8 protein-coding genes and 1 rRNA gene are annotated in these 11,522 nt (G+C 69.1%); all 9 read left to right on the top strand.

Translation table 11 applies throughout. The features are described 5' to 3' along the window. On the top strand, nucleotides 1-984 hold a 984-nt coding region (gcvPB, locus tag VMS22_08095; protein ID HXJ33990.1), incomplete at its 5' end, for an aminomethyl-transferring glycine dehydrogenase subunit GcvPB. 43 nt (nucleotides 985-1,027) lie between these two features. Then, nucleotides 1,028-1,627 carry an HNH endonuclease gene (locus VMS22_08090; GenBank protein ID HXJ33989.1) on the top strand — a complete coding sequence of 200 codons (600 nt, stop codon included), beginning with the start codon at nucleotides 1,028-1,030 and terminating at the stop codon, nucleotides 1,625-1,627. A gap of 34 nt (nucleotides 1,628-1,661) precedes the next feature. Then, on the top strand, nucleotides 1,662-5,231 hold the full coding sequence (gene smc, locus VMS22_08085) for a chromosome segregation protein SMC (protein HXJ33988.1): 3,570 nt from the start codon (nucleotides 1,662-1,664) through the stop codon (nucleotides 5,229-5,231). A gap of 12 nt (nucleotides 5,232-5,243) precedes the next feature. Further along, nucleotides 5,244-6,284: a signal recognition particle-docking protein FtsY gene (ftsY, locus tag VMS22_08080; protein ID HXJ33987.1), complete on the top strand. Its 1,041-nt coding sequence runs from the start codon at nucleotides 5,244-5,246 to the stop codon at nucleotides 6,282-6,284. 279 nt (nucleotides 6,285-6,563) lie between these two features. Then, entirely contained in the window at nucleotides 6,564-7,172 is a 609-nt protein-coding gene (locus VMS22_08075; GenBank protein HXJ33986.1) for a 5-formyltetrahydrofolate cyclo-ligase, read from the top strand. Between the two features lie 8 nt (nucleotides 7,173-7,180). Beyond that, nucleotides 7,181-8,737, top strand: a complete 1,557-nt coding sequence (rny, locus tag VMS22_08070) for a ribonuclease Y (GenBank protein ID HXJ33985.1) — start codon at nucleotides 7,181-7,183, stop codon at nucleotides 8,735-8,737. An 11-nt stretch (nucleotides 8,738-8,748) separates the two neighbouring features. Next, on the top strand, nucleotides 8,749-9,534 hold the full coding sequence (locus tag VMS22_08065) for a TIGR00282 family metallophosphoesterase (protein ID HXJ33984.1): 786 nt from the start codon (nucleotides 8,749-8,751) through the stop codon (nucleotides 9,532-9,534). Then, nucleotides 9,531-10,721: a tyrosine--tRNA ligase gene (gene tyrS, locus VMS22_08060; GenBank protein HXJ33983.1), complete on the top strand. Its 1,191-nt coding sequence runs from the start codon at nucleotides 9,531-9,533 to the stop codon at nucleotides 10,719-10,721. The genes VMS22_08065 and tyrS overlap by 4 nt, the downstream gene beginning before the upstream one ends. A gap of 241 nt (nucleotides 10,722-10,962) precedes the next feature. Beyond that, a 16S ribosomal RNA gene (locus VMS22_08055) occupies nucleotides 10,963-11,522 on the top strand; the annotation flags it as partial.

The raw sequence follows: 11,522 nt of genomic DNA, 5'->3' as shown, positions 1-11,522 counted from the left end.
ACCAGCGCACACGGGACGAATCCGGCCAGCTCCGCGCTCTGCGGCTACGACGTGGTCGAGGTCCCGGTCGGGCGGCGTGGGCTGCTCGAGCCGGCCGCCGTCGACAAGGTCATGAACGACGGCGTCGCTGCACTCATGGTGACGAACCCGAACACGCTCGGGCTGTTCGAGGAGGAGATCGAGGCGATCGCTCGCATCGTCCATGCGCGCGGCGGGCTCGTCTACATGGACGGCGCCAACATGAACGCCCTCATGGGCGTGGCGAAGCCCGGCGACATGGGCGTCGACGTCATGCAGTACAACCTGCACAAGACGTTCTCGACCCCGCACGGAGGCGGCGGGCCCGGTGCAGGACCGGTCGCGGTCCGCGCCATCCTGCAGGACTACCTGCCTGCGCCTCGCGTCGTGCGGCGCGACGGCGCATTCGCGTGGGAGACGGAGGCGCCGAAGAGCGTGGGCCGCGTGCGCTCGTTCTATGGCAACTTCGGGATCCTCGTGCGCGCCCTCGCGTACATGCTGCGCGTCGGAGGACCCGGGCTCGAAGAGGTGACGCGGCTCGCGATCCTCAACGCGAACTACGTCCGGGCGCGCCTCACGGGCGCGTACCCCGCCGCCTACGACACCCCCGTCCTCCACGAGTGCGTGCTTTCGGACAAGCAACTGCAAGGGTTCGGCGTTCACACGCTCGACGTCGCGAAGCGGCTGCTCGACTACGGATTCTACGCTCCGACCATCTACTTCCCCCTGGTCGTGAAGGGCGCGATCATGATTGAGCCCACCGAGACCGAGAGCAAGGAGACGCTCGACAGCTTCGTCGAGGCGATGCTGGCGATCGCCGAGGAGGCTCGGACGGCGCCGCAGCGTGTGCTCGAGGCCCCCCACAACACGTGGGTGTCGCGCCTCGACGAGACCCGGGCCGCCCGCCGCCCGGTGCTGCGCTGGCGAGGACCTGCGCAAGTCTGCGGAGAGGCTGAAGAAAATTGACTTCCGATCTGGCGGAAGGTACCCTGCGCGCCCAACGGCCGGGATGTCGCTCCTCAATTCGAAAGTGCTCGTCCTGAACCGCTCGTACCTTCCGGTCCACATCACGTCGGTCCGGCGGGCACTGGCGCTGCTGTATCAGGACATCGCGCAGGCGGTGGATCACGAGTACCGGACGTTCGACTTCGCGAGCTGGTCGGCGCTGACACCGCTCGGCGAGGCGATCGGGCTGGTGAACCGCGCCATCCGCGTTCCGCGGGTGATTCTCCTGTGCACCTACGATCGCGTTCCCCGCCGGCACGTGCGGTTCAGCCGCTACAACGTGTTCCTGCGCGACGAGAACCGGTGCCAGTACTGCGCGCGGCAGCTCCCGCGAACCGAGCTGAACCTCGATCACGTCGTGCCGAGATCTCGCGGCGGCGCGTCGATCTGGGAGAACGTCGTGTGCTCGTGCCATCGGTGCAACCGGATCAAGGGCGGACGGACGCCGATGGAGGCGGGGATGCGGCTCCTGCGGCAGCCGTACCGGCCGCAGTGGACGCCGTTCATGGCCGAGGCGTACCGGCAGCGGCGGCACGACGCCTGGCTTCCTTTCCTCAGCGGCGCGGACGGTGGCATGGTGATGGAGCTCGGTCAGACGGGATGAGGGCGCCGCAGACGGGGCGCAAGGGGGGACGCGGATGCGGATCAAGCAGATCGAGCTGAACGGCTTCAAGTCGTTCATGGAGCGCACCGTCCTCGAGCTGCCGCCGGGCGTGACGGCGATCGTCGGGCCGAACGGCTGCGGCAAGTCGAACGTCGTCGATGCCATCCGGTGGGTGCTCGGCGAGCAGAGCCCGAAACACCTCCGTGGCAGCGCCATGGAGGACGTGATCTTCGCGGGCAACGGCGACTTCGGTCCGCTCGGCATGGCCGAGGTGTCGCTCCTCCTCGAACGCAGCGAAGAAGATCTCCTGAAGGCGGAGACTGCGCCGGCGGAGGAAGGGAGCGACGGCCTGCCGCCCGGACTCGCCAAGGCGAGCGAGATCCTGGTGTCCCGGCGCTACTTCCGCTCGGGCGAATCGGAGTACTTCATCAACCAGGCGCCGTGCCGTCTGAAGGACATCACCGAGCTGTTCCTCGGCACGGGCGTGGGAACGAAGGCCTACGCGATCATCGAGCAGGGCCGCGTCGAGCAGCTGGTCAACGCCAAACCGGACGAGATGCGCCACTTCATCGAGGAGGCGGCCGGGACGACCCGGTTCCGCGCCCGCAAGGTCGCCGCCGAGCGTAAGATGGAGCGCACGCGCGACAACCTCTTGCGCGTCCAGGACGTGATCCGGGAGCTCGAGCGCCAGATGGCGTCTCTCCAGCGGCAGGCGAAGCGCGCGGAGGAGTACCATCGGCTGAAGGACGAGCTGCGCCGGCTGGACCTGCGGGTCCTCGCCACGCGCCACCGGACCTGGTCGAGCGACGTGCTGGCGCTCGACGCCACGCTGACTACGTTGCACGACGACGAACGCGAGCTCGTCGCGCGGATCCAGCGTCTGCAGGACTCGACCGATGCGGCTCGGCGGCAGCGCCAGCAGATCGACGCGCAACTCCGCCAGGTCGAGGAGGAGCTGACGGCGCAACGGCTGCGTGCCACCGAGATGCAGGCACGGGCCGCCGGTGCGGCCACGCGCTGTGCGGACATCGAGCGCCGGGCGGCCATGGCGGAGGCGGAGACGGGACGCCTGCGCGATCGCCTCGCAGAGCTCGAGGCGCAGCGAAGCGCGGCGCGCGCGGACGTGACGCGGCTGGCGGCGGAAGCGCACGCGGCGGAAGCCGAACTTCGGGCAACGGAGGAACGACTGAAGGCGCTCGACCGCATCGGTGCTCCGCTCGAGCAGGGCGTCGAAGCAGCGAAAGACAGGCTGGTCGACGCGCTCGGCGAGGAGGTGCGGCTGCGCAATCTCTCCGAGGCGTTGGAACGGCGGCGTGACGAGCTGAAGGGACAGCGCGCGCGGTTGGACGACGAGCAGCGTGCGCTCGGCGTTCGCCTCGAGACGAACGCGCGCGAGCGTGAGCTGGCCCGCGCGGAGCTCCAGCGCCTGGCGGACGAGCTGGCGCGGATCGACGGCGCGCGGACGCGTCTCGTGGCGGAGCGGAACGCGGCGCAGGAGGCGGAGCGGGCAGCAGCTGCGTCCCTGGAGACGGCCCGTGGCGTCGCGACACAGCTTCGCTCGCGTGCGGAATCGCTGCGCGAGCTGCAGACGCGATCGGAGGGGTGTACCCGGGGTGTGGCGACGTTGCTCGCGCGCGACAGCGCCGCGAAGCTGCTGGCCGACGTGCTCCGGGTTCCAGTCGGGCTCGAGCGTGCCGTCGCGGCCGCGCTCGGCGCGCGGCTCCAGCAGGTGGTCGTGCCGAGCACCGCAGAGGCGGTCGAGGCGATCCGCTGGCTGCGCGAGAGCGAGGGCGGAACGGCGACCGCCCTTCCGAGCGATCCGGAACGGCGGGCGACGGTGATCGTGCCGCCAGGCCGTCGTCTGGTGGACGAGCTGCAGGTCGACGGCCAGCACTGGGGTCTTGCCGAGGCCCTGCTGGGTAGCGTCCTGTTGGCGGACGATCTCGACTCGGCGATGCGTTTGTGGCGGGACGCGGCGCACGCCGTGACCGTCGTCACCATGGCGGGCGAAGCCATCGACCCGCTCGGCGCGGTCACCGGCGGGAGCGAGGCGTCGCTCGAGGAGACGCTTCTCGCGCGGGCACGGGAGCTGCGCGAGCTGGAAGGCACCCTCCGCGACGCCGAGGCGCGCGCGGCGGGCGAGGCGTCGGTCCTGGAGGAGCGGCGGCGTGACGTCGAGCGTATTGTCGGGGAGCTCGCCGCGCTCGATGACCGACACCAGGGGGCGCGCGTCGCCGAAGTGGCCGCGTCGAAAGACCGCGAGCGGCTGGACGAGGAGCGAACGCGTATCTCGGCCGAGCTGGAGGTCGGCGCGCTCGAAGTGGGCGGGTTGGCCGGCGCCGACGGCGAGATGAGCGGCGAGCTCGCGGTGCTGGCCGAGCGGCTCGCCACGGCGAGCGAGCAGGTGCGCGACGTCCGGGCGACATTGGCGGCGCGACAGCAGGAAGTGGCGCGCTGGCGCGAAGATCTCACGCAGGCCGAGCGTGCCCACACCGAGCAGGCCGTCCGGTCGACGCAGGCGACCGAACGATCGCACGCGAGCGAGACGACCTGGCGGACGGCGGACGCGGCATGGACGGACGTCTCGCAGCGTCTCGAGGCCGCCGTCGCGGCCCGCGAAGAGGCGGCGGCCGGCATCGCCGCGACGACGGCCGAACGCGACCAGGCGACGGCGGTTCAGGCCGACGCGGAGGCACGCGTCGAAGCCCTGCAAGGGGACCGCGAACGCCTGGCTTCCGAGGTGGCTCGCGCGGAGGCCAACCTGTCGGCGGAGGACCACGAGGAGCGTGTGGCGCGCGATCGCGTCGAGGAGATTCGGACCCGTCGTGGCGACGTCGATCGCCAGGCGACCGAGCGCCGCTTCGCGCTGCAGGGCATCCTCGATCGTCTGCTCGAGCGCTACGGCGTGGGCGTCGAGGCCTTCGACGACGTGCCGTCCGACACCATCGTGGACGAGGAGGAGGCGACGCGGGCGGAGGAGATTCGCGTCCGGATCGCACGCCTGGGCGACGTGAACCCGGCGGCGATGGCCGAGTACGACGAGGTGAAGCAGCGTTACGAATTCCTGACCCAACAGCGCTCGGACCTCGAGCGGTCGCTGGAGGACTTGCGGCAGACCATCGCGAAGCTCACCCGTACCTCGCGCCAGCGCTTCGAGGAGACCTTCGCGGCCGCGAACGCGAAGCTGGCGGAGGTCTTCCCGAAGGTGTTCGCCGGCGGCATGGCCCGGCTCGAGCTCGTCCCGAGCGAGGAGGGCGGCGAGCCCGGGGTGGAGATCGTCGTGCAGCTCGCCGGCAAGAAGCTCCAGTCCCTGAGCCTCCTGTCGGGCGGCGAGAAGGCCCTCACCGCGACCGCACTCGTCTTCTCGCTGTTCCTCATCCGGCCGACCCCGTTCTGCCTGCTGGACGAGGTCGACGCGCCACTCGACGAGGCGAACATCGGCCGCTTCAACCAGATCGTGCAGGACATGGCGGAGCGGTCACAGTTCGTCCTCATCACGCACAACCGGCGGACGATGGAAGCGGCGGAGACGCTGTACGGGATCACGATGGAGAAGCCCGGGGTGTCGAAGGTGGTGTCGGTCCGCCTGCGCGAAGCCGCCTGATCGCGCGCGGCGATGGACGTCGTCGTCATCGGGGCAGCGGCCGCCGCGGTCGCGGCGGGGCTGCTCGTTTGGGGATTTCGACGGGCACGCCGGCAGGGCGTCGGTGCGGAAGCACCTCCCTTGGAGGTCATGTCGGCGCCGGAGCGTCCGGCGCGAGGCCTGCGGCAGGCGCTCGATGGCACGCGTCGAAAGCTGCGCGAGCAGCTCGACGCCGCCCTCGGGCGGCGGGGATCCGCGGATTCGGTGTACGAAGCGCTGGAGGAGGCGCTGATCGGCGCCGACGTGGGGGCCCGGACGACCGCGAGCTTGCTCGCACGGCTTCGCTCCCGGCTCGGGAAGGACGCCGGGGGCGAGGGCATCCGGACGGAGCTGCGCGCCGACATCCTGGAGGTGGTGGGAGGCGGTGGCCCCGTGACGCCCGCGGCGAGGCCGTGGGTGATCCTGGTCACGGGGGTCAACGGCGTCGGCAAGACGACGACCATCGGCAAGCTGGCAGCGGCGCACCGGGAGGCTGGTCGCAAGGTCCTGATCGTCGCCGCCGATACGTTCCGCGCCGCCGCCATCGACCAGCTGGCAGTATGGGCGGAGCGGAGCGGCGCGGACATCGTCCGCCACGGGCCGGGGGCCGATCCGTCCGCCGTGGCCTACGATGGAATCAGGGCGGCCAGGGCCCGAGGCGCGGACGTCGTCCTGGTCGATACGGCGGGTCGCCTGCACACGCGCGGGACCCTCATGGACGAGCTGCGGAAGGTGCGGCGGACCATCGAGCGCGAGCTGCCGGGGGCCCCCCAGGAGTGTCTGCTCGTGGTCGACGCGACCACCGGGCAGAACGCCCTCAGCCAGGCCCGTGCGTTCGTGGAGGCCGCCGGTGTCACGGGGGTGGTGGTGACCAAGCTCGACGGGACGGCGCGGGGTGGGATCGTGGTGGCGATCCGCGCCGAGCTCGGGCTTCCCGTCCGGTATGTCGGCGTCGGCGAGGGGGTTCGGGACCTCCGCGAGTTCGACGCGCACGAGTTCGTTGCCGGCCTACTCGGGGACGACGGCGACGGCTGACGGGGCGCCGGCGGACATTGCGGGCCTGGGTGGCATCGCGTAGAGTGCCCACGAGGCCGAATGGCCCGGTCCCGCGCGATCGAAGGCGGGCCGGCAGATTGAAGACGGGATGGTCTGAAAGAGGGGTTCTCGCCACCACGGCGTGTGCTATGACTTACAGCGTCCGGACGTCGGGCCAGCATGGCCCCCCGAACATCGGCCCCGCCTGGGCGCAGGCGGCGCGAAGGAGCTGAGGCAAACCCCACCGAACGACCATCCCCCCGCTATGCGAGAGGGTTCATGGGGGGATTCGACGACGCAGGCAAGACTCGCCTCCGGCGGGAGTTCGCTGGCAGGCGACGCGCGCTGAGCGAGGCCGAGGTTGCCTCCGCCTCGCGGGCGATCTGCGCCTGGATCGTGTCGTCGGCGGAGTTCCGCGAGACCAGGCACCTCGTCCTGTACAGCCCGCGTGCCAACGAGGTCGACCCGGGGGAGGTCGCCAAGCGGGCTTCGGAGCAGGGGCTACCGACCTACTACCCGCGCGTCGAGGGCGACGATCTGGCGTTCCGCCGAGCGGTCGCCGCGGATCTCCATCCGGGTCCGTTCGGGGTGGAGGAACCTCCGTCGGGTGCGGCTCGTCTGCCCGGGGACGCGGCCGGGGTGCTGGTGCTCGTCCCGGGGGTCGCCTTCGACCGTCGCGGAGGACGGCTCGGGTCGGGTCGAGGGTACTACGATCGCGCCCTGCCGACACTTCGTCACGCGACGCGTTTCGGGCTCGCAGCGGAGGCGCTCGTCGTCGATCGCCTTCCTCAGGATCCGTGGGACGTTTGCATGAACGCAGTGGTGACCGAGCGGGGGATACTACCGACCCCCACGGCGACCACTGTGCACTCGGGAGAGCTGACATGACCGCTGGCATGATCGGCGCGCTCGCTCTCGGGCTCGTACTGGGAGCCATCGCATGGTTCCTCGTCGAGCAGGGACGGCGTCGCCAGGCCCGACAGGTCGCTCAGGCGAGCCACGAGACCGCCGTACGGGTGGTCGAAGAGGCCCGGAAGGAGGCCGACGCGGTCCGCCGCGAAGCGGATCTCCAGGCGAAGGAGCTGGTCCTGCGGGCCAAGAACGACGCCGAGCGCGAAGCCAAGGAGCAACGGCGCGAGATCACCGCCCAGGAGCGCCGGGTCGCGCAGAAGGAGGAGACGGTCACGCGCCGGCTCGAGGGCATGGCCGAGACCGAGCGGACGCTGGCGCGACGCGAAGACGACGCCAAGCGGCGCGAGGAGGAGCTGGCGAAGCTGCGCGCCGACCAAGCCGCCCTGGTCGAGAACGTCCGAAGGAAGCTCGAGGAGACCGCGGGCCTGACGCGCGAGGAAGCCCGTCGCTCGCTGGTCGAGCAGATGACCGACGAGGCCCGTCACGAGGCGGCCAAGTCCATCCGGCAGATCGAGAGCGAGGCGCGCGAGGAAGCCGATCGGCGTGCCAAGAAGATCGTATCGATCGCGATCGAGCGCCTCGCCGGGGAATACGTCGCCGAACGCACGGTGTCGGTCATCCCGTTGCCGAGCGACGACATGAAGGGGCGCATCATCGGTCGCGAGGGCCGGAACATCCGGGCCATCGAGGCGGCGACGGGTGTCGACCTCATCATCGACGACACGCCCGAGGCCGTCGTGATCTCGTGCCACAACCCGATCCGTCGCGAGCTGGCGCGCCTGGCACTCGAACGTCTGATTGCCGACGGCCGCATTCACCCCGGTCGCATCGAGGAGGTCGTGCGGAAGGCGGAGCACGAGCTCGAGGACTCGATTCGGGAAGCCGGGCAGCGGGCCGTCCTCGAGCTTGGAATTCACGGCGTCCATCCGGAGCTCGTGCGACTGGTCGGCATGCTGCGGTATCGCTACAGCTACGCGCAGAACGTCCTGATGCACTCGATCGAGTGTGCCTTCATCGCCGGCGCGATGGCTGCGGAGCTGGGTCTCAACGTGAAGCAGGCCCGGCGCGCAGCGCTGCTGCACGACATCGGGAAGGCCCTGACGCATGAGGTGGAGGGCTCGCACGCGATCGTCGGCGGCGAGATCGCCCGCAAGTACGGCGAGTCGGCGAAGATCGTCAATGCCATCGCCGCCCATCACGAGGAGGTGAAGGCCGAGACGATTCTCGCCCCGCTCGTGGATGCGGCCGACGCGATCTCCGGGGCGCGTCCCGGCGCGCGGCGCGAAGTGCTGGAGAGCTATGCGAAGCGCCTCGAGGATCTCGAGCGCATCAGCAACTCGTTCAAGGGCGTCGAGCGCTCGTTCGCCGTGCAGGCCGGGCGCGAGATCCGTGTGATCGTCGATCCGGGCTCGGTGCCCGACGACCAGACGCTCTTCCTCGCGCGGGACATCGCCCGCAAGATCGAGCAGGAGATGGCGTACCCCGGGCAGATCAAGGTGACGGTGATCCGCGAGACGCGGGCCAGCGACACGGCGCACTGAACCGAGGTGTGATGCGACTGGTCTTCTTCGGTGACGTCGTCGGGCGTCCTGGCCGCCGCGCCGTGGGCGTCGTGCTGCGGGAGCTGCGGAGGCAGTCGGCGATCGACTTCGTCGTGGCGAACGTCGAAAATACGGCGGGCGGCAAGGGCGTCGATCCAGGCAGTGCCGAAGAGATGCAGGACGCCGGGGTCGACGTGCTCACGACCGGCAACCACGTGTGGCAGAATCGCGACATCGTGCCCTACTTGAAGGAAAACGGTCGGCTACTGCGTCCACTGAACTTCGCGCCGGGGGTACCGGGCGAGGGCTGGGTCGTCCGTGCCGCTCGCGACGGTACGCCGGTCGCCGTTCTCAACCTGATCGGCCGCGTCTTCATGGGCCCCGCGGATTGTCCGTTTCGAGCTGCGGAAGCGATCGTGCCGAAGCTACGGCAGCAGGCGGCGGTCGTTCTGGTCGACATGCACGCCGAGGCGACTTCCGAGAAGGTGGGAATGGCGCGCTTCCTCGACGGCCGCGTCTCCGCCGTCGTCGGGAGCCATACGCACGTGCAAACGAGCGACGAGTCGATTCTTCCCGGGGGCACGGCCGCGCTCACCGACGCGGGCATGTGCGGACCGGAGGATTCGATCCTCGGCATGCGCACGGATCGGGTCCTTGAACGGTTCCTCAGTCAGATGCCGGTTCGCTTCGAGGTGGCGTCGGGGCCAGTGATGGTGCAAGGGGCGGTGATCGACGTCGACGAGACGACGGGTCGCGCGACGGCCATCCGTCGATTGCGCGAGCGGGTGAACGGATGACCGTCGACGAGCAGCTCGCACGGATTCGTGACGGAGCGGTCACCATCGTGCCGGAGGCGGAGCTGAAGGAGCGGCTCGCCGCGGGACGTCCGCTCCGCGTGAAGCTCGGCGTCGATCCCACGGCGCCGGATCTGCATCTCGGACACACGGTCGCGCTCGCGAAGCTTCGCGCGTTGCAGGACATGGGGCACGTCGGCGTGCTGATCATCGGCGACTACACGGCATTGATCGGCGATCCGAGTGGGCGGTCCGCGACGCGACCGCAATTGAGTCCCGAGCAGGTCGAGGCGAATGCGCAGACGTATCAAGCGCAGGTGTTCAAGGTGCTCGATCGCACGCGCACCGAGGTGCGGCGGAACGGCGAGTGGTTCGCGACGATGCACCTCGATGACGTGATCCGGCTCGCTGGGCAGACGACCGTCGCACGCATGCTCGAGCGAGATGACTTCTCGGAGCGCTACAAGGGCGGGAGTCCGATCGGCCTCCACGAGTTTCTCTATCCGCTCATGCAGGGATACGACTCGGTGGTCGTCAATGCCGACGTCGAGATCGGCGGGACCGATCAGACGTTCAACCTGCTCGTCGGCCGCGATCTCCAGCGTGGGGCGGGACGACCCGGTCAGATCATCGTCACACTCCCGCTCCTGGAAGGCCTCGACGGCGTCCAGAAGATGTCCAAGAGCCTCGGGAACCACGTCGGGATCACGGATGCGCCGGAGGAGATGTTCGGGAAGCTCATGTCGATCACCGACGATCTCATGGAGCGGTATGCGCGGCTCTTGTTCCCGGGGGATCGTCGGTGGACGCCCGGGCCCGAGCATCCACTCGATCGGAAGAAGCTCCTGGCGGCGATGGTGGTGGAGCGATTCCATGGTGCCGACGACGCCCGACGAGCGCGCGAATTCTTCGAGGAGCGCTTCCAGAAGCGCACGGACTTTGCCCCGACCCCGGTGGTGCTGCACACCGCCGACTCCGAGGTATGGATTTGCCGGCTCTTGAAGGACGCTGGGCTGGCGCCATCGACGAGCGCCGCCCGTCGTCTGGTCGCGGAGGGCGCGGTGAAGGTCGATGGGCACGCCGTCGACGTCGAGTTCCGCTTCCGACGGGGGGTGCACCGGCTGGTGGCGGTGGGACGGAGGCGTCTGGCGACCGTGGAGCTCGTCCCGCCGGCACCTGCCGAATCGTAGATCCGGATCGATCGTTTGGCCCCTGGTTGACAACCAGAGAGGGGTCCCATATACGGCCGGGTCTGCCCGGAAACGGTCCCGGTCTTTGAAAACTAGGCAGTAGATCGCTTGCCTCGACGGTCGACGTCGAGGCGACGCAGTCTTTGCGGATCTTCGAACAGCGCGTAACGTGCTGATTCGGATCGAAGAGTGCGAATCATTCGACACTCACCATGACGCTTCGGCGTCGTGGCTCCAGGTTTAACTGGAGAGTTTGATCCTGGCTCAGAACGAACGCTGGCGGCGTGCCTAACACATGCAAGTCGAGCGAGAAAAGGGGGGCAACTCCCTGAGTACAGCGGCGCACGGGTGAGTAACACGTAGGTAATCTACCCTCGAGCCCGGAATAACCTACCGAAAGGTGGGCTAATACCGGATATGACCACGGGAGCTTCGGCTCCTGCGGTGAAAGGTGGCCTCTGCTTGCAAGCTACTACTTGTGGATGAGCCTGCGTGCCATTAGCTAGTTGGTGGGGTAATGGCCCACCAAGGCGATGATGGCTAGCTGGTCTGAGAGGATGGCCAGCCACACTGGGACTGAAACACGGCCCAGACTCCTACGGGAGGCAGCAGTGGGGGATATTGCGCAATGGGCGAAAGCCTGACGCAGCGACGCCGCGTGGGTGATGAAGGCCTTCGGGTCGTAAAGCCCTGTCGAGGGGAAAGAAACGATCCCGACCCAATACGTCGGGGTCCTGACGGTACCCCTAAAGGAAGCACCGGCTAACTCCGTGCCAGCAGCCGCGGTAATACGGAGGGTGC

The organism is Candidatus Eisenbacteria bacterium (assembly GCA_035577985.1).
Classification (GTDB): Bacteria; Desulfobacterota; Binatia; order DP-6; family DP-6; genus DATJZY01.
The sequence above is the reverse complement of the archived record's forward strand: the minus strand, read 5'-3'. Positions and strand labels throughout refer to the sequence as shown.